Raw genomic sequence first — 22692 nt, 5'->3', positions numbered from 1 at the left:
TCTGTTGCGGTCATTTGTCACGGATCGATCACAGCACCATGGTGCCCGCCAACCGCTCTCGGACCCTTTTCCCCATGTTGCGAACCTTTTTGACGTGCCTGTTGCTGTCCGGGCTGCTGGCCGCCGGGCAGGTCGCTGCCGGCGAAGCCGGGCCGCAGCAGCATGTGCCGGCCAGCCAGGTGCGCGACCTGGCGCAGATCCGCTCGAGCAAGGTGCTGCGGGTGCTGGTCAACCAGAGCCGCAACAGCTCCGGCGAGGTCAAGGGCGAGCCGGTAGGCGTCGAGTACTATCGCCTGCGCGCCCTGGAACACGCCCTCAATGCCCGGGTCGCCGACGGCCAGGAAATCACCCTGAAGATCATCCCCCGCGCCAAGGAGCAGCTGCTTGCGGCTTTGCAACGCGGCGAGGGTGATCTCGCCGCCCCCGGCGAGCTGCTCGACCCGAGCGTGGTGCGCGGAGTCGGCGTCAGCGCCCCGGTGGTCGACCAGGTGCCGCTGCAACTGGTCGGGCGCAAGGGCGAGCGCGGCTACAGCCGCCCCGAGCAGCTGTCCGGGCGTACCGTCGCCCTGACCACCGCCAGTGCCGCGGGCGCGGCGATCCAGGCGATCAACCAGCGGCTGGCCTTGCGCAAGCGGGCACCGATCAAGGTGGAGTGGGTCGACCCGACGCTGGCGGTGGAGGATGTGCTGGAAATGGTCCAGGCCGGTATCTACCCGCTGACAGTAGTTGAGCGGCCGATCGCCCAGCGCTGGGCGCGGGTGATGCCGCGTCTGCGGGTGGACAGCAAGCTGCAGTTGGCCCAGCCCCAGGCCATGCGCTGGTATGTGCGCCAGGATGCGCCGATGCTGCAGGCGGCGGTGGATCGTTTCCTCGCCACCTATCGCGCGCCGGACAACCAGGACGCGGCCTTCGAGCGCATCTACCGGCGCCAGTACAGGGTGCACAACCCGCTGGCCCGCGGGGACCGCCAGCGTCTGGAGTCGGTGCGCTCGGTGCTGCAGAAGCACGGTGGCGACCAACAGTTCGACTGGCTCAACCTAGCCGCCCTGGCGTTCAAGGAGTCGACCCTCGATCCCAAGGCGCGCGGCACCGGTGGCGCCCACGGGCTGATGCAGATCACCCCGTCGGCGGCCCAGCGGGTGGGAGTGAGCAACACCGCCACGGTGGACGGCAATGTCCAGGCCAGCGCCCGTTACCTGGCGCTGATCCGCCGCAAGTTCTTCGCCAGCCCCCAGCTCAACGAGCGTGAGCGCATGGCGTTTATCCTGGCCGCCTACAACCTCGGGCCGGAGCGGGTCCAGGCCATGCGTGCCGAGGCCCGGCGGCGTGGGCTCAATGGCAACCAGTGGTTTTTCCAGACCGAACGCATCGCCATGGAGCAGGTGGGCATGGGGCCGGTGAACTTCGTCAATAGCGTCAACAAGTACTTCCTCGCGTTCAACCGCGAGCGGGCTTCCCTGGAGCGTGTGGCGAAGCGCTAGATAAATCTAATAATTCGATAGAATTTACGTGATTATTGCGATTTTCTTATTCGATGATTTGATTAAGATGGCGCTCATCCAACACACACCTGCTCAAACAAGGAAGCAAACATGAACAACTCCCTCAAAGCCCTGTTCACTACCCGCGCCGGTTATGGCCTAAGCGTCGTGCGTATCCTGGTCGGCGTCATCTTCATGGCCCACGGCGCGCAGAAACTGTTCGGCCTGTTCGGCGGCTACGGCCTGGAAGGCACCGGCCAGTGGATGGAAAGCATCGGCCTGACCCCGGGCTACCTGATGGCCTTGCTGTCCGGCAGCGCCGAGTTCTTCGGCGGCCTGGCCCTGGTGGTCGGCCTGCTGGCCCGCCCGGCGGCGCTGGCGCTGAGCGTGACCCTGGTGGTGGCGATCTTCTCGGTGCATATCGGCAACGGGCTGTTCATGTCCAACAACGGTTATGAGTTCGCCCTGGCGCTGATGGCCGGTACCGTGGCGGTGCTGATCGAGGGCGCGGGCCGGCTGTCGCTGGACCGTCTGATCGCACGCTGATCGGCAATCGCGGGGCCAGGCCAATCCCACGAAGCGTGTGGGAGTGGGCTGGCCCCGCGATTGCTTTTGCACAAGCGCTTGTAACTTCAAGCGTCAGCCTCTAGCATACCGATTGCGCCGATTTAAACAGCTACTTGCGGGGCGCAGGAGAGGCCCCGACGGGTCATCCGAAATACCGCTAAAGCGCTGGTTCGGTGACGCCTCCCACCGCTGCCCAGCGGGAACAGCGAGGCGGAGAGAGACTCCATGAGTTGCCCACGTACCAGTGTCTGCTTGACCCCCCTGGCCAAGAACCAGGCTTCCCGTACCCCGCGCATCCTGCTCGGCGGCCAGCATCAACCCACGCTTTTGCGCAATCTCGATGGCTTTTCCCGACGCAAGGGCCAGGCCTGTGCCTTCCTTATCCAGTTCTCCGACAGCTGTGAACAGCTCGACCAGTACGGCAACGACCGCTTCGACCTGGCCGTGATCCAGGCGCCTGAGGCCGAAGTGGCCGCCGAGGTTATCGGCCAGCTCACCCGCATTGCCCGCCAGGGCCTGATTACCCGCCGTTGAGCGGCGTGTCGCGTCCAGCCGTTTTTCGCTAAGCTCGGTCTCCCGGTGGGCGCCTGTCGTCCGCCGCGGATGCACTGAGGAGACAGTCGTTGAGCACCAACATCATCACCATCGAAGGCCATGCAGCGCTGAAGCAGGAGCTTGATCACCTGTGGCGGGTCTATCGCCCGGAGATCACCCAGAAGGTCACCTGGGCGGCCTCGCTGGGCGATCGCAGCGAGAACGCCGACTACCAGTACAACAAGAAACTACTGCGCGAGATCGACCGCCGCGTGCGCTACCTGCGCAAGCGCCTGGAAGACGTCAAGGTCGTCGAGTACTCGCCCCAGCAGGAAGGCAAGGTGTTCTTCGGTGCCTGGGTGGAAATCGAGAACGATGACGGCGAGCAGCTGCGTTTTCGCATCGTCGGCTATGACGAGATCCACGGGCGCAACGACTACATCTCCATCGACTCGCCCATGGCCCGGGCCTTGCTCAAGAAGGAGGAGGGCGACGAGGTGGTGGTGCACACGCCCACCGGTGAGGCGACCTGGTATGTGAACAGCATCCGCTACAACCTCTAGCTGGCGCAGAACTCAAGGCCATACTCGATCCCTGTAGGAGCGGCCTTGTGTCGCGAAAGGGCCGCATAGCGGCCCCGGGATATCAGCATCAAGGCAACGATTGCTGGGGCCGCTGCGCGGCCCTTTCGCGACACAAGGCCGCTCCTACAGGGAAAAGCGCAAACCCTCGATCATTCGCAATGCTTCATTTCTTCACCCCTCGCGCAACACCGCCAACGGACTGGCATTGAGCGCGCGACGTGTACCGATCACCCCGGCTCCGCCCACCAGCACCGCCCCGGCCAGCGGCAGCGCCAGCAGCCACGGATGGGGTGCCCAGTGCAGGTCGAAGGCATAGCGGTACAGCGCCCAGGTGATCAGCTCGCAACCCAGTGCCGCGAGCACGCCGCTTGCCGCGCCGAGCAGGCCGAACTCGATGCGCCTAGCCTTGACCAGCAGCTGGCGCGCCGCCCCCAGCGCCCGCAGCAGGGCGCCCTGGCGGATGCGCTCGTCGAGGGTTGCCTGCAGGCCGGCGAACAGCACCGCCAGCCCAGCCGCCAGCACGAACAGCAGCACGTACTCCACCGCCAGGGTGACCTGGGCGAGGATGCTGCGCAGTTGCGCCAGCAACGCGTCGACCTGCAGCACGGTCACCGCCGGGAACGCGCGGGACAGCGCGACGATCTCCTGGTCGTGGCCCGGCGCCAGGTAGAAGCTGGTGAGGTAGGTGGTAGGCAGGCCTTGCAGGGTGCCCGGCTGGAAGATCATGTAGAAGTTGGGCTGGAAGCTGTCCCAGTGCACGCTGCGCAGGCTGCTGACCCGGGCCTGGCGTTGCTGGCCGCCGATGTCGAAGGTCAGCAGGTCGCCCAGTTGCAGGTGCAGGCTCTGCGCCAGCTCCGCCTCCACCGAAACCCCGGGGGCTTCATCGTTGGCGGGTGCCTGCTGCCACCATTGGCCGGCGCTCAGGGCATTGCCCTGGGGCAGCTCGGCGGCCCAGGTCAGGCTGAGGTCGCGCTGGACGGCGCGTTCGCCGGTGGACTCCTTGCTGACCAGCTGGCGCACCGGCTGCTCGTTGATATGGGTCAGGCGCCCGGGAATAACCGGGTACAGCGGCGCGGCGGTGGCGTTGATCTGGGCCAGGCGCTCGGCGAACGGCTGGCGCTCGTCGGGCAGGATGTTCAGGGCGAAATGATTGGGTGCGTCCTTGGGCAACTGCGCCTGCCAGGTGTCGAGCAGTTCCGCCCGCAGCAGGGCGACCAGGCCCATTGCCAGGAGGATCAGGCCGAAGGCCAGGGCCTGGCCGGCGGCGGCCAGCGGGTGACGCAGCAACTGGCCAAGCCCCAGCCGCCAGGCCAGCGGCGCGCCGGCCAGCAACCGGCGCAGGCTGCGCAGGCCGAGCAACAGCAATCCACCCAGCAGCAAGGCGGCGATCAGCCCCCCGCCGAGCAGGGCGAAGGTCAGCAGCAGGTCCAGGCTCAGGCGCCACATGATCAGGCCCAGGGCGAACAGGGCGGCGCCGTACACCAACCAGCTGCTCGGTGGCAGCGGCAGCAGGTCGCGGCGCAGCACTCGCAGCGGCGGCACGCGACCCAGGGCTGCCAGTGGCGGCAACGCAAAGCCGGCCAGGGCTACCAATCCGGTGCCGATGCCGGCCAGCGCCGGGGTGAGGCCACCGGGCGGCACCTGGCTGGGCAACAGGCCCTCGAGCAGACGGAACAGCCCAAGCTGCGCCAGCCAGCCGAGCAGGGCGCCGGCCAGCGCGGCGACAACGCCGAGCATGGCCAGTTGCAGGCTGTAGAGGCCGAGGGCCTGGTGGCGGGACAACCCCAGGCAACGCAGCAGGGCGCTGGCGTCCAGGCGCCGCGCGGCGTAGCGGCTGGCCGACAGGGCCACGGCGACGCCGGCCAGCAGCACCGCAACCAGGCTCGCCATGTTCAGGTAGCGCTCGGCTTTGCCTAGGGCGCCGCCGATCTGCCGGTTGCCGTCGCGGGTATCGAGCAGGCGTTGGTTGGCGGCAAGGCTTTTTTCCGCCGTCTGCCGGTACTGCTGCAGGGCATCAATATCGCCGCGCCACAGGTCGCGGTAGCTGACCCGGCTACCGGGCTGGATCACCCCCGTGGCGTCGAGGTCGGCGAGGTTCATCAGCACCCGTGGCGTCAGGCTGTAGAAATTGTTGGCGCGGTCGGGCTCGTAGGTCAGTACGCGGCTCATGCGCAGCGTCTTCATGCCCACGTCGATGCTGTCGCCGATGGCCAGGCCCAGCGCCGCGAGCAGGCGCGGCTCGACCCAGGCCTCGCCCGGCGCGGGGCCGCCGCCAAGCGTTTCCTCGGCGTAGGGCGCTGCCGCGCTGCGCAGTTGGCCGCGCAGGGGATAGGCGGGGTCGGCGGCCTTGATGCTGGACAGCTGGATGCCGCTGTCGCCGCCGACCACGCTGGTGAATTCCACTACCCGCGCATGGCCCAGGCCCAGCGCCGTGCCTTCGGCGATCTGCTGCGCGCTGGGCGGGGCGCTGCCCTGCAGGACCAGGTCGGCGCCGAGGAACTCGCTGGCGCGCAGTTGCATGGCACCGTTGAGGCGGGCGCCGAAGTAGCCGATGGCGGTACTCGCCGCCACCGCCACCAGCAAGGCGAAGAACAGCACGCGCACTTCGCTGGCGCGGGCATCGCGCAGCAACTGGCGCAGGGCCAGGACACACAGTCGCGGGAACGATAGGCGAGTCATCAAGGCTCCAGGGGCGCGACCAGGCGACCGGCATCCAGGCGGATCAGGCGGCGGCAGCGCTTGGCCAGGCGTTCGTCGTGGGTCACCAGCACCAGGGTGGTGCCGCGCTCCTGGTTCAGTTCGAACAACAGGTCGCTGATGCGCTCGCCGGTGTGGCTGTCGAGGTTGCCGGTGGGCTCGTCGGCGAACAGCACGGCCGGTTGCGCGGCGAAGGCGCGGGCGATCGCCACCCGCTGCTGCTCGCCGCCGGAGAGCTGGCGCGGGGTGTGGCTCAGGCGTTTGCCCAGGCCGACCCGTTCGAGCAGACCGCGGGCGTGCTCGCGGGCATCGCGGCGACCGTCGAGCTCCAGCGGCAGCATGACGTTCTCCAGGGCATTGAGGCTGTCGAGCAACTGGAACGACTGGAACACGAAACCCACGTGCTCGGCGCGCACCCGGGCGCGCTGGTCCTCGTCGAGGGGGCCGAGATCGTGGCCGGCGAGGATCACCTTGCCGGCGCTGGGGCGGTCGAGCCCGGCGAGCAGGCCCAACAGCGTGGACTTGCCGGAGCCGGAGGCACCGACGATGGCCAGGCTGTCGCCCTGGGCGAGATCGAGGGAGAGGGCGTGGAGGATGGTCAGGTCGCCTTCCGCGCTGGGGACCACTTTGCTAAGGTTCTGCGCAACGAGAATGCTGGGGCCCATGGAGAATCCGATGCGAATGTGGTGGTTGAGTGCCGGCCTGGCCCTGTGTTGCCTGGCCCAGGGCGCGGCGGCGGGAACGCTGCTTGTCGTCGGCGATAGTATCAGCGCCGGTTTTGGCCTGGATACCCGCCAGGGGTGGGTCAGCCTGCTGCAACAGCAGCTGAAGAAGGAGGGTTTCGACGATCAGGTGGTCAATGCCTCGATCAGCGGCGACACCAGCGCAGGTGGCCAGGCGCGGCTGCCGGCGCTGCTTGCGGCGCACAAGCCGGACCTGGTGGTGCTGGAGCTTGGAGGCAACGACGGCCTGCGCGGGCAATCGCCGCAACAATTGCAACAGAATCTTGCCGCGATGATCGACCAGTCCCGCCAGGCCGGTGCCAAGGTGGTGCTGTTGGGCATGCGCCTGCCGCCGAACTACGGCGTGCGCTACACCACGGCGTTCGCCCAGGTCTATGAGCAGCTGGCCGCCGATAAAAAGGTACCGCTGGTGCCGTTCTTCCTCGATGGCGTGGGCGGGGTGCCGGAGTTGATGCAGGCCGATGGCATCCACCCGGCGGCGGCCGCCCAGCAGCGCCTGCTGGAAAATGCCTGGCCGACGATAAAACCCTTGCTGTGACGCTTTTATCGGGGGCCGCTTTCGGCTAATGTTGCGCCCCCCGTTTCGAGTGCCCCCGATGCCGCGCCCCGCCTGGTCCCTGTACGCCTACCAACTGATCGAGCCTGATGAGCAGCTCGACCTGTTTGCCTGCCAGGAAGTGCGCATCCACCTGGCCGCCCGCCAGCTCGAACTGGGCGTGCCGGTCGACCGTACCTTGTGCGGTGGCCTGCTGCCAGCGCAGCCGCGCTGGTCGGGGGTGGAGCGCACGATCTACCGCGACGAGCGCCTGTGCCCGCTGTGCCGGGCGATCCTCGATGCCCAGCGGCGCGGCATGCGCCCGGTATGGCCGGAACTCTGAGCGCCTTTCATCATCTGAAACGCATGCGCCTCCCGCTCGTTTCGGCGCGGGTGTACAATCGTTTTCTTGACTGATCTTTCGAAGGATTTCCCGGATGTTGCCGCGCTTTCCCGCCGTCACCCGTAGCCTGACCCTGGCCGCCATGCTGGCGACAGGCCCCGCTGTTGCGCTGGAACTGCCGTTGCCACCTCCCGGTGAAGACGTCGTCGGCCAGGTTCATACCATCAAGGCCAAGTACGAGGACACCTTCGCCGACATCGGCACCGCCAATGACCTCGGCTACCTCGAGATGATCGCCGCCAACCCGGGCGTCGACCCTTGGCTGCCAGGCGCCGGCACCGAGATCGTCCTGCCGACCCGCTACATCTTGCCGCCAGGCCCGCGTGAGGGCATTGTCATCAACCTGGCCGAGTACCGCCTGTACTACTACCCGAAAGGGCAGAACGTGGTGCACACCTTCCCGCTGGGCATCGGTCGCGAGGGCTGGGGTTCGCCGATCGCCAATACCAAGATCACCGCCAAGACGCCGAACCCGACCTGGACGCCGCCGGCCTCGATCCGCGCCGAGCATGCCGCCGATGGCGACATCTTGCCGGCCGTGGTACCGGCCGGGCCGGACAACCCCCTGGGCCCATTCAAGTTCACCCTGGGGGTACCGGGTTACCTGATCCATGGCTCGAACAAGAAGTTCGGCATCGGCATGCGTACCAGTCACGGCTGCTTCCGCATGCTCAACAACAACGTGCTGACCTTGTCGAAGATGGTCCCTGTGGGCACGCCGGTGCGCATCATCAACGAGCCCTACAAGTTTGGCATCAGCGCCGGCAAGGTCTACCTCGAGGCGCACACGCCGCTGGACGACCACGGCAACCCGTCGGTGGTCGACAAGCATACTGCGGTCATCAACGCCTTGCTCAAGCGTGAAGACCTGGCCAACAACTTGCGCATGAACTGGGACATGGTTCGCGATGTGGTGGCGGCCGAAGACGGCATGCCAGTCGAAATTGCCGTGCCGGTCAATGGCTCGAGTGCGCCGATGGTGTCGAGCATTCCGCCAGAACTGCAGTAAGCGATTGCCCGCTGGCAACTAGCGGTGCACTTTGGGGTCGCCCGGCGGCCCATCGCGGGACACGCCCGCTCCTGCAGGTACGGCGAACGCCATGCCTTTGGGTGCAGGGTTGTTCCGCGATGGGTCGCAAGGCGGCCCCAGTTGTTTGGTCGGCATCGCCTGCTTTTCTCCCAGGCAATAAAAAAGCCGACCCACAAGTGGGTCGGCTCCATAACAATCCGTGAGGATTATTACTTGCGGCTGGCTTTGTCCAGCATACGCAGAGCGCGCTCGTTGGCTTCGTCAGCGGTCTGCTGAGCCTTCTGAGCAGCTGCCAGAGCGTCGTCAGCTTTGCGGTAGGCTTCGTCTGCACGAGCCTGGGCGCGAGCTGCTGCGTCTTCGGTAGCAGTCAGGCGAGCTTCGGTTTCTTTGGATACGCTGCTGCAACCGGTAGCCAGAACTGCGGCCAGAGCCAGAGCAGAGAATTTCAGAACGTTGTTCATCGTGTTCCCCTTCAAGGACTTTCTATTAAATAGCCATCTCTCGGAAAAGAGAAACTGGCCGGCGTACATAGTACCCATTACTTGTAGTAAGTAAACTGACTGAGCGCAAGAACTGCAAAAAAAATGCTCTGGGCGGCCCCGGCGACGGGGTTTGTAAACAAAGTGTGAAAATCCTGAGCAGCGTTCGCAAGCGATTGTAGTACAGGAACTTTTTGTTGAACTAAGGGTGACTTTAACTGTCGACGAGCGTCATAGCCCAAGAACATCCGGTTGCTGTTGCCGGGCCTCGGGCGGGTGGCTGTCAGTATTTTCATTCTGCGCAGCTTGAGCATTCTCGCTGGCGCCGCCTACTATTTGAGGGTGCCTCGACGCAGAACGATCCCGGTCGGGCTGCTGTCCAAGGGGCAACAGGTGGCGTAGAGGTTCCTCCGCCGGATAAACCACATCGGTAAGGTAAGGGTCTGCCGACAAGACCTGCGAGGAGTAGTGATGAGCGAAACGCTGACCATCCACCATGACCAGGCCGGTCATCAGTTCGAGACCACCGTGGACGGTCACCGGGCCTATCTGACGTACATGGACCTGGGCAAGCAGACGCTGGACATCTATCGCACCTTCGTCCCCAATGCCCTGCGCGGTCGCGGGATCGCCGCGGCGCTCACCGAGCAGGCCTTGGCCTATGCCGAGCAGATGGGCTATACCGTGATTCCCTCTTGCTCTTACGTCGAGCGCTATATGGAGCGCCAGCAGCGCCACTCGAGCAAGGTCTGAACGGCCGTACACATGAAAAACGCCGGGCATTGCCCGGCGTTTTCGTTTGCGCAGGATTTCAGCCGCGCTGGCGCTTGGGCAGCACGTCCTTGAGCTTGGCGTGCATGCTGCGCAGGGTCTTCTCGGTGGCCGCCCAGTCGATGCAGGCATCGGTGACCGACACGCCGTATTGCAGCTCGTCGAGGTTCTTCGGAATAGCCTGGCAGCCCCAGTTCAGGTGACTCTCGACCATCAGGCCGATGATCGACTGGTTGCCTTCGAGGATCTGGTTGGCGACGTTCTCCATGACCAGGGGCTGCAGGGCCGGGTCCTTATTGGAGTTGGCGTGGCTGCAGTCGACCATGATGTTGGGCTTGATCTTGGCCTTGACCAGGTCCTGCTCGCACAGGGCAACGCTAACCGAGTCGTAGTTGGGCTTGCCGTTGCCGCCGCGCAGTACCACGTGGCCGTAGGCGTTGCCCTTGGTAGTGACGATGGACACGCCGCCTTCCTGGTTGATGCCCAGGAAACGGTGCGGCTTGGACACCGACTGCAGGGCGTTGATGGCCACGGTCAGGCCGCCATCGGTGCCGTTCTTGAAGCCGACCGCCGAGGACAGGCCCGAGGCCATCTCGCGGTGGGTCTGGGATTCGGTGGTGCGGGCGCCGATGGCCGACCAACTGATCAGGTCCTGCAGGTACTGCGGGGAGATCGGGTCAAGCGCTTCGGTGGCGGTGGGGAGGCCCTTCTCGGCCAGGTCCAGCAGCAGTTGGCGACCAATGTGCAGGCCGTCCTGGATCTTGAACGAGTCGTCCAGGTACGGGTCGTTGATCAGGCCTTTCCAGCCGACGGTGGTCCGCGGCTTCTCGAAGTACACGCGCATGACCAGGTACAGGGTGTCGGAGACTTCCTCGGCCAGCACCTTCAGGCGCTCGGCATACTCGTGGGCGGCCTTGATGTCGTGGATCGAGCAGGGGCCGACCACCACGAACAGGCGATGGTCCTTGCCGTCGAGGATGTTGCGCACCACTTCGCGGCCGGCAGTCACGGTCTGCAGGGCCTTGGCGCTGAGGGGGATTTCCTTCTTGAGCTGATCGGGGGTGATCAAGGTCTCGTTGGAGGCAACGTTAAGGTCATCGATCGGTAAATCAGCCATCGTGTTACTCGTCAGGTCACGGGTGCCGGCCGCCAGCGTTCCCCGTGCGGCCCAGCAGCAGAATATTCGCAGCGGGGAGGCCGAACCTTAGCGCGTTAGCAGGGGCGCGACAATGGGCTGGGGCCCGTCGATACGGGGTTTTTACCCATCTGACGGCATTTGCGGGCAAGCGCCGCGCCTATGGGGAGGATTTGGCCGCGATGGCTGGCACGCGGGTATAGTGGCTGACTCACAATAATGACTCTCGACCAGGAGCACGGCATGGCGTCCCTTGACCCTCGCATTGGCAATCCCCGCATCGGCATCATCGGCAGCGGCGCAATCGGTGGTTTCTACGGCCTGATGCTGGCCCGTGCCGGCTACGACGTGCACTTCCTGCTGCGCAGCGAATACCAGGCCGTGCGTGAGCAGGGGCTGCGCCTGGACAGCGCGGTGCATGGTCAGGTGCACATGTCGGTGCAGGCATACGCCCGTGCCGCCGACATGCCGCCCTGCGACTGGCTGCTGGTGGGGGCCAAGGCCACCAGCAACGCGGAGCTGGCGCCCTTGATCGTCCAGGCAGCGGCGCCCGAGGCCCGGGTGGTGTTGCTGCAGAACGGCCTTGGGGTCGAGGAGCAGTTGCGCCCGGCCTTGCGCCCGGACCTGCACCTGCTCGGCGGCCTGTGCTTCATCTGCGTCAATCGCGAGGGGCCCGGCGAAATCCGCCACCAGTCGCTGGGCGCGGTGAACCTGGGCTATCACAGTGGCCCGGCGCAGGACGGCGGGGCCGCCGTGGTGGAGGAGGGCGCCGGGCTGTTCCGGGCTGCGGGCATCGACTCCCAGGCCATGGCCGACCTCGACCAGGCGCGCTGGCAGAAACTGGTGTGGAACGTGCCCTACAACGGCCTTTCGGTGTTGCTGCAGGCCAGCACCACGCCCTTGATGGGCGATGCCGACAGCCGCGCGCTGATCCAGGCGCTGATGGCCGAAGTGGTGGCGGGCGCCAAGGCCTGTGGCCGCGAGCTACCGTCGGGTTATGCCGAGCACCTGTTTCGCATCACCGAGAAGATGCCGGACTACTGGCCGAGCATGTACCACGACCATGTGCAGCAGCGGCCGCTGGAGCTGCAAGCGATCTATGCCGAACCCCTGGCCCGCGCCCGCGCGGCCGGTTGCGCGCTGCCGCGCATGGAGGCGTTGTACCAGGCCCTGGCGTTCATCGACCGGCGTAGCCGGCAGGCCTGAAGCCCGCGGCGGCTGTGCGCCGGACGGCCAGGCGACCGGCTATGGCGCTGCTAAGCTCAAGCTTGCTCTGCCGTCGCGGCAGTCGAGGAGGTCGAATGATCCGTTCCATGCTGTTTGCCACTGACCTCGGTGTCTATGCGCCCTTTGTCATGCAGCACGCCCTGGCCCTGGCGCGGACCTTTAACGCAGAGCTGTATGTGATCCACGCCGTGGAGCCCATGGGGCAGTTCGCCGAATCGCTGCTGCAGAGCTACCTCGACGAGCAGACCCTCGATGCGCTGCACAGCGAGGGCGTCAACACGGTCATGGCCAATATCGAGCAGCGGGTGCTGGAGAACTTTCGCGACGAGATGACCGAACCGGCCGACCTGGCATTGATCCGCGCGGTGCGGGTGCGCCAGGGCGACCCGGCCCAGGTGATCCTCGAGCAGGCCCAGCGGTTGTCGGTTGACCTGTTGATCTTCGGTAGCCACAGCGCCGGCGCGGGGGTGGATGTGCCGATCGGCCGCACGGCGGTGCGGCTGCTGCAGCTGTCACCGGTGCCGGTGTACATGGTGCCATTGGCTCACCATCTTGGGCGTAGGAAATCGTGAGCCTCACGGTAGGACTTTTTACAGCGAACGTAACAAAATAGTTCTAGATTTATTTCTCAAGCCACTAATATAGTTATAACTCGTCGCTGCCGGCGCGCCGGTGACCTACCGCCTTTGAGGGAAATCTATGAAGCTTCAGCAACTGCGCTACATCTGGGAAGTGGCGCACCATGACCTCAACGTTTCCGCGACGGCGCAGAGTCTGTACACCTCCCAACCAGGTATCAGCAAGCAGATCCGCCTGCTCGAGGATGAGCTGGGCGTCGAGGTCTTCGCCCGCAGTGGCAAGCACCTGACCCGCGTCACCCCGGCCGGCGAGCGCATCATCAACACCGCCGGCGAGATCCTGCGCAAGGTCGAGAGCATCAAGCAGATCGCCCAGGAATTCTCCAACGAGAAGAAGGGCACCCTGTCGATCGCCACCACCCACACCCAGGCGCGCTACGCGCTGCCGCCGGTGATCAGCAACTTCATCAAGCAGTACCCGGAAGTCGCCCTGCACATGCACCAGGGCTCGCCGATGCAGATCGCCGAGATGGCGGCCGACGGCACCGTCGACTTCGCCATCGCCACCGAGGCGCTGGAGCTGTTCGGCGACTTGATCATGATGCCTTGCTACAAGTGGAACCGCTGCGTGGTGGTGCCCCAGGGCCATCCGCTGACCAAGCTGCCGAAGCTGACCCTGGAAGCGGTGGCCGAGTACCCGATCGTCACCTACGTGTTCGGCTTCACCGGTCGCTCCAAGCTTGACGAGGCGTTCAATCACCGTGGCCTGACGCCGAAGGTGGTGTTCACCGCCGCCGACGCCGACGTGATCAAGACCTATGTGCGTCTGGGTCTGGGCGTGGGCATCGTGGCCAAGATGGCGGTCGACCCGAAGCTCGACAGCGATCTGGTGTGCCTGGACGCCAGCGAGCTGTTCGAGGCCAGCATCACCAAGATCGGCTTCCGTCGTGGCACCTTCCTGCGCGGTTTCATGTGCGACTTCATCGAGAAGTTCGCGCCGCACCTGACCCGTGAGGTGATGGCCAAGGCGATCCAGTGCCATAACAAGCAGGAGCTCGAAGAGCTGTTCGAGGGTGTCGAGCTGCCGGTGCACTGATTTGAAATAGCGGGGCCGCTTTGCGGCCCATCGTGACACAAGGCCGCTCCTACAGGCCCCGGCTATTTCAAGCCTTGGTAATTAGGTTGCCGGCATGCAACCCGCACTCCTTCTGCGTCGACTCTTCCCACCACCAACGCCCTTCGCGCTCGTGCTGGTTCGGCAGCACCGGGCGGGTGCACGGCTCGCAACCGATGCTGATGAAGCCGCGCTCATGCAGGCTGTTGTAGGGCAGCTCGAGCATGCGGATGTAGCCCCAGACTTCCTCGCTGGTCATCTGCGCCAGCGGGTTGAACTTGTACAGGGTGCGCTCCGGGGTGGAGAAGGCGCTGTCGATCTCCAGGGCAGCCACCTGACTGCGGGTACCGGGGCTCTGGTCGCGGCGCTGGCCGGTGGCCCAGGCGCTGACGGTGGCCAGCTTGCGGCGCAGCGGCTCGATCTTGCGGATGCCGCAGCACTCGCCGTGGCCGTCCTTGTAGAAGCTGAACAGGCCTTTTTCCTTGACGAACGGGTCGAGCTTGTCGCGGTCCGGGCTGAGGATCTCGATGGGCAGGTTGTACTGCTCGCGTACCTGGTCGATGAACCGGTAGGTTTCCGGGTGCAGGCGGCCGGTGTCGAGGCTGAACACCTTGACCTGCTTGTTCAGTTTCCAGGCCATGTCCACCAGCACCACATCCTCGGCGCCGCTGAAGGAGATCCACAGGTCGTCGCCAAAATGCTCGAAGGCGAGCTTGAGGATCTCCTGCGGGGACTTGCTGGCATAGGTCGCGGCCAGGGCGGCGACGTCGAAGGGTTGGCTCATCAGGCGGTTTCCATCGGTTGAGTGGCGCTGTGCGCTCGTAGTGGTCAGATGGTAACAAAAAATGGCGGGGCAGACGCCTGGCGATCGCGGGGCAAGCCCGCTCCCACCGAGTCTTACAAGGCCTGCAACGTTTCCATCAGCACCCGCACCTTGGCGATCGACTCCTCGTACTCGGCCTGCCAGTGCGAGTCGGCCACCACCGCGCCGCCACCCCAGCAACTGACCTGGCCATCCTTGACCAGCAGGCTGCGGATGGCGATGGAGCTGTCCATCTCGCCGCGCACGTCGACATACAGCAGCGAGCCGCAGTACAGCGCCCGGCGCGCCGGCTCCAGCTCGTCGATGATCTGCATGGCGCGGATCTTCGGCGCACCGGTGATCGAACCGCCGGGGAAGCTGCCGGCGATCAGGTCCAGGGCGTCCTTGCCGGCGGCCAGGCGGCCGACCACGCTGCTGACCAAGTGATGAACGTTGGGGTAGCTCTCCAGGCTGAACAGCTCCGGCACCTTCACCGAGCCGGTCTGGCAGGTGCGGCCGATGTCGTTGCGCAGCAGGTCGACGATCATCAGGTTTTCCGAGCGGTCCTTGGGGCTGGCCAGCAGCTCGGCGGCGTTGCGTGCGTCCTCCACCGGATCGGCGGCACGCGGGCGGGTGCCCTTGATCGGGCGCGTCTCGACCTCGCCCTGGCTGACACGGATGAAGCGCTCGGGGGAGAAGCTCAGTAGCGCAGTGCCTTCATCCAACTGCTGGTAGCCGGAGAACGGCGTCGGGCAGGCAGCGCGCAGGGCCAGGTAGGCGCGCCACGGGTCGCCCTGGCAGGGGGCGCGAAAGCGCTGGGTAAGGTTGATCTGGTAGCAGTCGCCGGCCTGGATGTAGCGCTGCACCTGGTCGAACGCCGCCCGGTAATGCTCGGGGCGAAGATCGCCGGTCATGGGCGCGAGCAGGCGGAAGTCGCCGGTGTCGCCCGGGGCGCTGGCGTCGAACAGCGCGATGAGCCGTTGCCGCTCGGTCTGGGGCAGGCTCGGGTGAAAGACCAGTTGGCTGCTGCTTAGCCGATGGTCGGACACCAGTGCCCAGGCATACAGCCCCAGCCGGGCATCGGGCAGGCCGAGATCGTCGACCGCGTGTGTCGGCAACTGCTCCAGGCGCCGGCCGAAGTCGTAGCTCAGGTAGCCGATCAGGCCACCGGCGAACGGTAGTTCGATGCCCTCGGGCAGTTGTGCCGTCCCCAGCTCGGCCAAGGCCTGGCGTAGGCGCTGCAGGTAGTCGCGACCGTCCTCCTCGGGATTTGCCTGCAACTGCTGCAAAGGCCAGGCGCTGAGCAGGTCGTAGCGACCGCGTTCGGCACCTGGGCGGGCGCTGTCTAGCAGGATCGCACCGGGCGCGCGGCGCAGGCGTTCGAAGTAGAAGGCGGGGTCGGGCTGGTAAGGCAGGGGGTGGAGCGTACAGGTCGGCATCAGGATGGACGGCGATGAACAAGCGAGGTGGGCGATTGTAGACCCGTGCGGGAAATGCGCCTAGCACTGGCAACGACATTCATCGTCCGGTTCTGCGCAGTTCCCCTGTAGGAGCGGCCTTGTGTCGCGAAAGGGCCGCAAAGCGGCCCCGGCAATCTCTGCATAAACGCTGAAATTCTGGGGCTGCTTTGCAGCCCTTTCGCGACACAAGGCCGCTCCTGCAGGGATTGCGCAGGGCCTGGGCTATAGCGGATTGACGTGGCCGAACAATCCCTGCGAGACCTTCACGCGCTGCTCGGCATCCTCGCTGCGACCTTCCTTGGCCAGCATCTCCAGGTGCGCCTCGATGGCGTGGGTGCGCTGGGTCAGGCCGCAGTCGTTGGCGATCTGGATGTTCAGGCCGGGGCGGGCGTTGAGCTCGAGGATCAGCGGGCCCTTGTCCTGGTCCAGAACCATGTCCACGCCGATGTAGCCCAGGCCGCACAGCTCGTAGCAGCTGGCGGCAAGCTTCATGAAGCCGTCCCAGTTCGGCAACTGCACACCGTCCACCGCGTTGGTGGTGTCCGGGTGCTTGCTGATGATCTTGTTCAGCCAGGTGCCGCGCAGGGTGAGGCCGGTGGCCAGGTCAACGCCCACGCCGATGGCGCCCTGGTGCAGGTTGGCCTTGCCGCCAGACTGGCGGGTCGGCAGGCGCAGCATGGCCATCACCGGGTAGCCCATCAGCACGATGATGCGGATGTCCGGCACGCCTTCGTAGCTGATGCTCTTGAAGATCTGGTCCGGGGTGACCCGGTACTCGATCAGCGCGCGGTCGCGGTGCCCGCCCAGCGAGTACAGGCCGGTAAGGATGCTGGAGATCTGGTGCTCGATCTCCTCGTGGCTGATGATCTTGCCGGAGACCGTGCGGTAGCGGTCCTCGAAGCGGTCGGCGATCACCAGGATGCCGTCACCGCCGGCGCCCTGGGCCGGCTTGATGACGAAGTCGCTGCGCCCGCCGATGATCTCGTCGAGTTTCTCGATCTGCTTCTCGGTCTCGATGATGCCGTACATCTCCGGCACATGGATGCCGGCTGCCAGGGCACGCTCCTTGGTGATGATCTTGTCGTCGACGATCGGGTACAGGTGGCGCTTGTTGTACTTCAGCACGTAGTCCGCGTTGCGCCGGTTGATACCCATGATGCCCCGGGCCTCCAGGGCTTTCCACGTCTTGATCAGGCCGAACATCAGGCGTCAGCCTTCTTCAGGAATGCCTTGAAGCGCACGAGCTCGGTCAGGCGGTAGCCGCGATAGCGACCCATCGCCAGCATGAAGCCCACCAGGATCAGCAGTACCGCCGGGAAGGTGAAGACGAAGTACACCGCTTCCGGCACGGTCATCAGCAGGTGCGCGATGGAGGCGGCGAACAGGGTGCCAACGGCCACTTTCATGGCATGGCCACCGCCACGCTCTTCCCAGGTGATCGACAGGCGTTCGATGGTCATGGTCAGGATCACCATCGGGAACAGTGCCACCGACAGGCCGCGCTCCAGGCCCAGCTTGTGGCTGAACAGGCTGATGGCGGCGATCAGCACCACGACGAAGGTCAGCACCACCGACAGGCGCGGCAGCATCTGCAGCTTGAGGTGCTCAAGGTACGAGCGCAGCGATAGGCCCAGGGCGGTGATCACCGTGAACAGGATGATGCCGAAGCCCAGCTGGGTCTCGCGGAAGGCCAGGGCGATCAGCACCGGGGTGAAGGTACCCAGGGTCTGGATGCCGATGAGGTTGCGCAGCACCAGGATCACCAGCACGCCGATCGGGATCATCACCATGATCATGAAGGTCTGCTGGGTCTGCAGCGGCAGGCCGTACAGCGAGTATTCGAGGAAGTCGGCGTCGGTGTTCTCATCGGTCAGCTTGGCCAGGCGGATGGCGTTCATCTCGCTGTTGTTCATGCTGAAGGTGACGGTGGCCTTCTTGCCGCCATCGACGGTGATCAGGTTGTCGTCACCGGTCCACCACAGCAGGCGGTCGCTGGGCAGGCCCTGCTCGCCGGTCTCCGGGTTGAAGTACAGCCAGTCGTTGCCGTTGAAGCTGCGCAGCCACAGTTCGGGGCTCTGCGGGGTGTCGGCCACCAGGCGGATGGTGTGAACCTTCTCCAGCGGCACGTGGGCGATGGACAGCAGCAGGTCGATGACCTGGGCCTTCTTCAGCGGTGAGTTGTCGCCGGCCAGCAGCAGCTTGGCGTTGTCGTCGTTGACATTGTTGACGCGCTTGATGGTCTCGCTGACGAAGGTCTCGACGTCGGCCGAGTGCTGGCGGATCGGTGCCATCAGCGCTTCGGCGGCGATCTTCTCCGGGCCCTCGACGGCCAGGCTGTCGCGGAAGGTCGGGCCCTTGATCTTGGTCTTTTCGTTGCTGTAGCGCTTGGTCAGCACCAGGCGGTAGTAGAGGGTCTGGTTGCCGCTGGCGCGACGGGCCGACCAGGTCACCTTGCGGTTGCCGTCGGCGCGGTTGACGCTGACCCCGTAGTTGTTGGAGATGAAGCTCTCGTTGAGGCTCACGTAGTCACGGTTCAGCGGGGGCACGAACATCTGCACCTTGACCGGGTCCTTGGCGCTGGCGACGAACTCGACCTTGGCGTCGATGTTCCACAGGTCGTCGGTCTCGTCCTCGGTCACCGGGATGCCGAGGGCGAAGATCTGGTAGGCCGTGATCGCGATGCCCAGCAGCACCAGGACGGTGATCAGGACTTTCAGGTGAAGGGTAAGAGAGCGCATCGGAATTACTCTGCTTTGGGAGCTTCGGTGGCGCAGGCAGGTTTGCCGGCCGCGTATTTAAGGCTTGGGTCGACCAGCGCACCGAAGTGCTTGAGGGCCTCGGAACCGATCAGCAGCGGGAACTGGAAGGCGCTGCGGTCGGTGAGGTTGACCTCGATGGTGCGTTGCGTCTGGCCCATGCAGATCTCGAGTTCGATGACCGGGCGGGCAGTGTAGGCCTTGCCCGAGTCGGCATCATAGTCCCCGGCGCGGCGCTTGATCTTGCTGACGCGGGCCAGGGGGCGTTCGATGGGGTGCTTGTGCGCGGCGTCGATGGCCAGGTAGAAGCGCACCCAGCTCTCGCCGTTGCGCTTGAAACGCTTGATGTCGCGGGCGCTGAGCGAGGCGGTCTTGGCGCCGGTGTCGAGCTTGGCCGCCACTTCCAGGTCAAGGTCGCCCAGGCGGGCATATTCGTTCAGGCCGTACACGGTTTTCTCGGCCGCGGGCGCGAGCGCCGGCAGCAGGGTCAGGCAGAGCAGCAATAAAGCGGGTTTGAGTCTCATAATCCTGGCGCGGTGCTGTGCAGGTTTCAGGGCAAGGCGACTGGCCAAGCGTCCTCATTGATCTGTCAACAACATGAAATGATGACAGACACACTATCCATGCTCCCGAAGGAGCGCGGCATTCTATCACGCCGATGTCTTGACGCCAGCGCGCCCGCGATCAGACCCCATGAAGGCGGGGTAAGTTCGTTATTAGACGATTGTCGACAATATTCTTTTTGTCTTTGACTCCATTCCTCTATTTGGCTAGTTTTGGCGTCACTGATTTTGAAGGTGTCGACAATCATGCTGGACACAGCCCCGGTCACCACGCTGCCTCAGGACGAGACCGAGACCCTCTCGGAGCACGTCTTCCGGCGCATCCAGGCCGCCATCGTCAAGGGCGAGATCGCCCCCGGCAGCAAGATCTCCGAGCCGGAGCTGGCGCGCACCTACGGCATCAGCCGCGGCCCGCTGCGCGAGGCGATCCACCGCCTGGAGGGCCAGCGCCTGCTGGTGCGCGTGCCCCATGTCGGCGCCCGGGTGGTGTCGCTCAGCCATGCCGAGTTGATCGAGCTGTACGAAATCCGCGAATCCCTCGAAGGCATGGCCTGCCGCCTGGCCGCCGAACGCATGAGCCAGGCGGCCATCGACGAGCTGCGCCATGTGCTCGACACCCACGAGCGTGACGCCGCGTTCCAGGCCGGCCAGGGCTACTACCAGCAGGAAGGCGACTACGACTTCCACTACCGGATCATCCAGGGCAGCGGCAACCAGACCCTGTACAAGATGCTCTGCGGCGAGCTGTACCAACTGGTGCGCATGTACCGCATCCAGTTCTCCAGCACGCCCAACCGCCCGCGCCAGGCCTTCGCCGAGCACCACCGCATCCTCGATGCGATCGAAGCCCGCGACGGCGAACTGGCAGAACTCCTGATGCGCCGCCACATCGGCGCGTCCAAACGCAATATCGAGCGCCACTACCAAGGTGCCGACAACAATAGCCCACGAGGTGAGTCATGACAGTGAAGAGCACGCCCGGCCAGCGTTTCCGTGACGCGGTCGCCGCCGAACATCCGCTGCAGGTGGTCGGGACCATCAACGCCAACCACGCCCTGCTGGCCAAGCGTGCCGGCTTCAAGGCCATCTACCTGTCCGGCGGCGGTGTCGCCGCCGGCTCCCTGGGCCTGCCGGACCTGGGCATCAGCGGCCTGGACGACGTGCTCACCGACGTACGGCGCATCACCGATGTATGCGACCTGCCGCTGCTGGTGGATGTCGACACCGGCTTCGGCGCCTCGGCCTTCAACGTCGCCCGCACCGTCAAGTCGATGAGCAAGTTCGGCGCCGCGGCCATTCATATCGAGGACCAGGTCGGCGCCAAGCGCTGTGGCCACCGCCCGAACAAGGAGATCGTCTCGCAGCAGGAGATGGTCGACCGCATCAAGGCCGCCGTGGATGCCCGCAGCGACGACAGTTTCGTGATCATGGCGCGCACCGACGCGCTGGCGGTGGAAGGCCTGAACGCCGCCCTGGACCGCGCTGCCGCCTGCATCGAGGCCGGCGCCGACATGATCTTCCCGGAAGCCATTACCGAGCTGTCGATGTACAAGACCTTCGCCGACCGGGTGAAGGCGCCGATCCTGGCCAACATCACCGAGTTCGGCGCCACGCCGCTGTACACCACCGAGGAGCTGGCCTCGGTCGACGTGTCTCTGGTGCTCTACCCGCTGTCGGCTTTCCGCGCCATGAACAAGGCGGCCGAGAACGTCTACACCGCGCTGCGTCGTGACGGCACGCAGAAGAACGTGATCGACACCATGCAGACCCGCATGGAGCTCTACGATGCCATCGGCTACCACGCCTTCGAGCAGAGCCTCGATGCGCTGTTCGCGCAGAAGAAGGGATGATTCAAGCGCACGTCGCCCTGTAGGAGCCGGCTTGCCGGCGAACAGGCCCGATACCCGATTAGCCAGAAAAGACTTCGATAACAAATTCAAGAAAGGAGAAACACCATGGCCGAAGCAAAAGTACTCAGTGGCGCTGGCCTGCGTGGCCAGGTGGCCGGCCAGACCGCGCTGTCGACCGTCGGCCAGGCCGGGGCCGGCCTGACCTACCGCGGCTATGATGTGCGCGACCTGGCCGCCGGCGCCGAGTTCGAGGAAGTCGCTTACCTGCTGCTGTACGGCGAGCTGCCGAGCAAGGCGGAGCTTGCCGACTACAAGCGCAAGCTCAAGGGCCTGCGCGACCTGCCGCAAGCGCTGAAGGAAGTGCTCGAGCGCATCCCGCGCGATGCCCACCCGATGGACGTGATGCGCACCGGCTGCTCGGTGCTCGGCACCCTGGAGCCGGAACTGACCTTCGACGCCCAGCGTGAGAAGACCGATCGCCTGCTGGCGCTGTTCCCGGCGGTGATGTGCTACTGGTACCGCTTCACCCACCACGGCGTGCGCATCGACTGCACCAGCGACGAGGACACCCTCGGCGGCCACTTCCTGCACCTGCTGCATGGCAAGAAGCCGAGCGCGCTGCACGTCAAGGTGATGAACGTCTCGCTGATCCTCTACGCCGAGCACGAGTTCAACGCCTCGACCTTCACCGCCCGGGTCTGCGCCTCGACCCTGTCCGACCTGTACTCCTGCGTGACCGCGGCCATCGGCTCGTTGCGCGGCCCGCTGCACGGCGGCGCCAACGAAGCGGCGATGGAGCTGATCGAACGCTTCCAGACTCCGCAGGAAGCCACTGCCGAGCTGCTGCGCATGCTCGAGCGCAAGGACAAGATCATGGGCTTCGGCCACGCCATCTATAAAGAGTCCGATCCGCGCAACGAGGTGATCAAGGGCTGGGCCAAGCAACTCGCCGATGAAGTCGGCGACAAGGTCCTGTACCCGGTTTCCGAGGCCATCGACAAGACCATGTGGGAGCAGAAGCGCCTGTTCCCCAACGCCGACTTCTACCATGCCTCGGCGTACCACTTCATGGGCATCCCGACCAAGCTGTTCACCCCGATCTTCGTCTGCTCGCGCCTGACTGGTTGGGCCGCGCACGTGTTCGAACAGCGCGCCAACAACCGCATCATCCGCCCGAGCGCCGAGTACGTCGGCGTCGAGCAACGCCAGTTCGTGCCGATCGAGCAGCGTTGACTGATAGAGCGCTGGGGCTGCTGTGCAGCCCTATCGCGACACAAGGCCGCTCCCACAGGTGCGGCGCAGTCCCTGTAGGAGCGGCCTTGTGTCGCGAAAGGGGCGCGCAGCGCCCCCCAAGGCCAGACCTGCCTACTGAACACCGTGACC

Annotated in this window: 23 protein-coding genes; 14 read left to right on the top strand and 9 right to left on the bottom strand. The window is 65.3% G+C overall.

Annotation, left to right across the window (positions count from 1 at the left end):
• Window positions 1-74: 74 nt before the first annotated feature.
• The 4 genes from AC25MA_RS00995 (at window position 75) to greB (ending at window position 3145) form a co-directional block, all read left to right on the top strand.
• Window positions 75-1481 (top strand): MltF family protein, encoded by a 1407-nt coding sequence (locus AC25MA_RS00995; RefSeq protein ID WP_232853606.1) that lies wholly within the window; start codon window positions 75-77, stop codon window positions 1479-1481.
• A 111-nt stretch (window positions 1482-1592) separates the two neighbouring features.
• Entirely contained in the window at window positions 1593-2027 is a 435-nt protein-coding gene (locus tag AC25MA_RS00990; protein WP_062359501.1) for a DoxX family protein, read from the top strand.
• Between the two features lie 246 nt (window positions 2028-2273).
• Window positions 2274-2582 (top strand): hypothetical protein, encoded by a 309-nt coding sequence (locus tag AC25MA_RS00985; RefSeq protein WP_028692623.1) that lies wholly within the window; start codon window positions 2274-2276, stop codon window positions 2580-2582.
• Window positions 2583-2671: 89 nt separating this feature from the next.
• Window positions 2672-3145, top strand: a complete 474-nt coding sequence (gene greB, locus AC25MA_RS00980; protein ID WP_028692622.1) for a transcription elongation factor GreB — start codon at window positions 2672-2674, stop codon at window positions 3143-3145.
• Between the two features lie 192 nt (window positions 3146-3337).
• Here the strand turns inward: greB and AC25MA_RS00975 are convergent, their stop codons facing one another.
• Both AC25MA_RS00975 and AC25MA_RS00970 read right to left on the bottom strand, forming a co-directional pair.
• Entirely contained in the window at window positions 3338-5845 is a 2508-nt protein-coding gene (locus tag AC25MA_RS00975; protein WP_236248170.1) for an ABC transporter permease, read from the bottom strand.
• Window positions 5845-6528, bottom strand: a complete 684-nt coding sequence (locus AC25MA_RS00970; protein WP_028692620.1) for an ABC transporter ATP-binding protein — start codon at window positions 6526-6528, stop codon at window positions 5845-5847. The genes AC25MA_RS00975 and AC25MA_RS00970 overlap by 1 nt, the downstream gene beginning before the upstream one ends.
• A 10-nt stretch (window positions 6529-6538) precedes the next feature.
• Between AC25MA_RS00970 and AC25MA_RS00965 the strand changes: the two genes are divergently transcribed.
• From AC25MA_RS00965 to AC25MA_RS00955, 3 genes are all read left to right on the top strand, one after another.
• A complete protein-coding gene (locus AC25MA_RS00965) occupies window positions 6539-7144 on the top strand; it encodes an arylesterase (RefSeq protein WP_028692619.1) in 606 nt (201 codons plus the stop codon).
• A gap of 58 nt (window positions 7145-7202) precedes the next feature.
• Window positions 7203-7484 (top strand): hypothetical protein, encoded by a 282-nt coding sequence (locus AC25MA_RS00960; protein ID WP_213883875.1) that lies wholly within the window; start codon window positions 7203-7205, stop codon window positions 7482-7484.
• 94 nt (window positions 7485-7578) lie between these two features.
• Window positions 7579-8553: a L,D-transpeptidase family protein gene (locus AC25MA_RS00955; protein ID WP_028692617.1), complete on the top strand. Its 975-nt coding sequence runs from the start codon at window positions 7579-7581 to the stop codon at window positions 8551-8553.
• 230 nt (window positions 8554-8783) lie between these two features.
• Here the strand turns inward: AC25MA_RS00955 and oprI are convergent, their stop codons facing one another.
• Window positions 8784-9035, bottom strand: a complete 252-nt coding sequence (oprI, locus tag AC25MA_RS00950; protein ID WP_003259780.1) for an outer membrane lipoprotei OprI — start codon at window positions 9033-9035, stop codon at window positions 8784-8786.
• Between the two features lie 489 nt (window positions 9036-9524).
• Here oprI and AC25MA_RS00945 point away from each other — a divergent pair, with 489 nt between their 5' ends.
• Window positions 9525-9806: a GNAT family N-acetyltransferase gene (locus tag AC25MA_RS00945; RefSeq protein WP_028692616.1), complete on the top strand. Its 282-nt coding sequence runs from the start codon at window positions 9525-9527 to the stop codon at window positions 9804-9806.
• Between the two features lie 58 nt (window positions 9807-9864).
• On the opposite strand, the gene AC25MA_RS00940 is transcribed toward AC25MA_RS00945, so the two are convergent.
• Window positions 9865-10941, bottom strand: coding sequence for a 3-deoxy-7-phosphoheptulonate synthase (locus AC25MA_RS00940; protein WP_028692615.1), 1077 nt, complete (start codon window positions 10939-10941; stop codon window positions 9865-9867).
• A 261-nt stretch (window positions 10942-11202) separates the two neighbouring features.
• Here AC25MA_RS00940 and AC25MA_RS00935 point away from each other — a divergent pair, with 261 nt between their 5' ends.
• The 3 genes from AC25MA_RS00935 to cysB all read left to right on the top strand — a co-directional run bounded on the left by AC25MA_RS00935 (window position 11203) and on the right by cysB (window position 13860).
• A complete protein-coding gene (locus AC25MA_RS00935; RefSeq protein ID WP_088852466.1) occupies window positions 11203-12165 on the top strand; it encodes a putative 2-dehydropantoate 2-reductase in 963 nt (320 codons plus the stop codon).
• A gap of 95 nt (window positions 12166-12260) precedes the next feature.
• Entirely contained in the window at window positions 12261-12758 is a 498-nt protein-coding gene (locus AC25MA_RS00930) for a universal stress protein (RefSeq protein WP_028692613.1), read from the top strand.
• A 127-nt stretch (window positions 12759-12885) separates the two neighbouring features.
• Entirely contained in the window at window positions 12886-13860 is a 975-nt protein-coding gene (gene cysB / locus AC25MA_RS00925) for an HTH-type transcriptional regulator CysB (RefSeq protein ID WP_011533140.1), read from the top strand.
• 67 nt (window positions 13861-13927) lie between these two features.
• On the opposite strand, the gene AC25MA_RS00920 is transcribed toward cysB, so the two are convergent.
• The 5 genes from AC25MA_RS00920 to rloA form a co-directional block, all read right to left on the bottom strand.
• On the bottom strand, window positions 13928-14662 hold the full coding sequence (locus tag AC25MA_RS00920; protein ID WP_062359495.1) for a phosphoadenylyl-sulfate reductase: 735 nt from the start codon (window positions 14660-14662) through the stop codon (window positions 13928-13930).
• Window positions 14663-14775: 113 nt separating this feature from the next.
• Window positions 14776-16119: an aminodeoxychorismate synthase component I gene (gene pabB / locus AC25MA_RS00915; protein WP_028692611.1), complete on the bottom strand. Its 1344-nt coding sequence runs from the start codon at window positions 16117-16119 to the stop codon at window positions 14776-14778.
• A 243-nt stretch (window positions 16120-16362) separates the two neighbouring features.
• Window positions 16363-17343: an alpha-L-glutamate ligase-like protein gene (locus tag AC25MA_RS00910; protein WP_028692610.1), complete on the bottom strand. Its 981-nt coding sequence runs from the start codon at window positions 17341-17343 to the stop codon at window positions 16363-16365.
• The gene (rloB, locus tag AC25MA_RS00905; protein WP_062359491.1) at window positions 17343-18878 is read right to left on the bottom strand and encodes an osmotic stress tolerance membrane protein RloB; all 1536 of its coding nucleotides are present in this window, start codon (window positions 18876-18878) and stop codon (window positions 17343-17345) included. Before rloB ends, AC25MA_RS00910 begins: the two co-directional genes overlap by 1 nt.
• 5 nt (window positions 18879-18883) lie before the next feature.
• Window positions 18884-19420, bottom strand: coding sequence for a retropepsin-like aspartic peptidase RloA (gene rloA / locus AC25MA_RS00900; RefSeq protein ID WP_028692608.1), 537 nt, complete (start codon window positions 19418-19420; stop codon window positions 18884-18886).
• A gap of 285 nt (window positions 19421-19705) precedes the next feature.
• On the opposite strand from rloA, the gene AC25MA_RS00895 reads away from it, so the two are divergent.
• The 3 genes from AC25MA_RS00895 (at window position 19706) to prpC (ending at window position 22542) form a co-directional block, all read left to right on the top strand.
• On the top strand, window positions 19706-20422 hold the full coding sequence (locus AC25MA_RS00895) for a GntR family transcriptional regulator (RefSeq protein ID WP_213882989.1): 717 nt from the start codon (window positions 19706-19708) through the stop codon (window positions 20420-20422).
• A complete protein-coding gene (prpB, locus tag AC25MA_RS00890; protein ID WP_028692606.1) occupies window positions 20419-21309 on the top strand; it encodes a methylisocitrate lyase in 891 nt (296 codons plus the stop codon). Before AC25MA_RS00895 ends, prpB begins: the two co-directional genes overlap by 4 nt.
• A gap of 105 nt (window positions 21310-21414) precedes the next feature.
• Window positions 21415-22542: a bifunctional 2-methylcitrate synthase/citrate synthase gene (gene prpC, locus AC25MA_RS00885; protein ID WP_028692605.1), complete on the top strand. Its 1128-nt coding sequence runs from the start codon at window positions 21415-21417 to the stop codon at window positions 22540-22542.
• Window positions 22543-22692: the final 150 nt, after the last annotated feature.

The sequence above is a fragment of the Pseudomonas sp. P65(2024) genome, assembly GCF_057480955.1.
This window is presented reverse-complemented; position numbering and strand designations above follow the sequence as displayed.

Bases quoted from the DNA above. Each gene is read 5' to 3' on its own strand.
- AC25MA_RS00995 (WP_232853606.1), top strand. From the start codon at position 75: ATGTTGCGAACCTTTTTGACGTGCCTGTTGCTGTCCGGGCTGCTGGCC.
- AC25MA_RS00990 (WP_062359501.1), top strand. From the start codon at position 1,593: ATGAACAACTCCCTCAAAGCCCTGTTCACTACCCGCGCCGGTTATGGC.
- AC25MA_RS00985 (WP_028692623.1), top strand. From the start codon at position 2,274: ATGAGTTGCCCACGTACCAGTGTCTGCTTGACCCCCCTGGCCAAGAAC.
- AC25MA_RS00975 (WP_236248170.1), bottom strand. From the start codon at position 5,845: ATGACTCGCCTATCGTTCCCGCGACTGTGTGTCCTGGCCCTGCGCCAG.
- AC25MA_RS00970 (WP_028692620.1), bottom strand. From the start codon at position 6,528: ATGGGCCCCAGCATTCTCGTTGCGCAGAACCTTAGCAAAGTGGTCCCC.
- AC25MA_RS00965 (WP_028692619.1), top strand. From the start codon at position 6,539: ATGCGAATGTGGTGGTTGAGTGCCGGCCTGGCCCTGTGTTGCCTGGCC.
- AC25MA_RS00960 (WP_213883875.1), top strand. From the start codon at position 7,203: ATGCCGCGCCCCGCCTGGTCCCTGTACGCCTACCAACTGATCGAGCCT.
- AC25MA_RS00955 (WP_028692617.1), top strand. From the start codon at position 7,579: ATGTTGCCGCGCTTTCCCGCCGTCACCCGTAGCCTGACCCTGGCCGCC.
- oprI (WP_003259780.1), bottom strand. From the start codon at position 9,035: ATGAACAACGTTCTGAAATTCTCTGCTCTGGCTCTGGCCGCAGTTCTG.
- AC25MA_RS00945 (WP_028692616.1), top strand. From the start codon at position 9,525: ATGAGCGAAACGCTGACCATCCACCATGACCAGGCCGGTCATCAGTTC.
- AC25MA_RS00940 (WP_028692615.1), bottom strand. From the start codon at position 10,941: ATGGCTGATTTACCGATCGATGACCTTAACGTTGCCTCCAACGAGACC.
- AC25MA_RS00935 (WP_088852466.1), top strand. From the start codon at position 11,203: ATGGCGTCCCTTGACCCTCGCATTGGCAATCCCCGCATCGGCATCATC.
- AC25MA_RS00930 (WP_028692613.1), top strand. From the start codon at position 12,261: ATGATCCGTTCCATGCTGTTTGCCACTGACCTCGGTGTCTATGCGCCC.
- cysB (WP_011533140.1), top strand. From the start codon at position 12,886: ATGAAGCTTCAGCAACTGCGCTACATCTGGGAAGTGGCGCACCATGAC.
- AC25MA_RS00920 (WP_062359495.1), bottom strand. From the start codon at position 14,662: ATGAGCCAACCCTTCGACGTCGCCGCCCTGGCCGCGACCTATGCCAGC.
- pabB (WP_028692611.1), bottom strand. From the start codon at position 16,119: ATGCCGACCTGTACGCTCCACCCCCTGCCTTACCAGCCCGACCCCGCC.
- AC25MA_RS00910 (WP_028692610.1), bottom strand. From the start codon at position 17,343: ATGTTCGGCCTGATCAAGACGTGGAAAGCCCTGGAGGCCCGGGGCATC.
- rloB (WP_062359491.1), bottom strand. From the start codon at position 18,878: ATGCGCTCTCTTACCCTTCACCTGAAAGTCCTGATCACCGTCCTGGTG.
- rloA (WP_028692608.1), bottom strand. From the start codon at position 19,420: ATGAGACTCAAACCCGCTTTATTGCTGCTCTGCCTGACCCTGCTGCCG.
- AC25MA_RS00895 (WP_213882989.1), top strand. From the start codon at position 19,706: ATGCTGGACACAGCCCCGGTCACCACGCTGCCTCAGGACGAGACCGAG.
- prpB (WP_028692606.1), top strand. From the start codon at position 20,419: ATGACAGTGAAGAGCACGCCCGGCCAGCGTTTCCGTGACGCGGTCGCC.
- prpC (WP_028692605.1), top strand. From the start codon at position 21,415: ATGGCCGAAGCAAAAGTACTCAGTGGCGCTGGCCTGCGTGGCCAGGTG.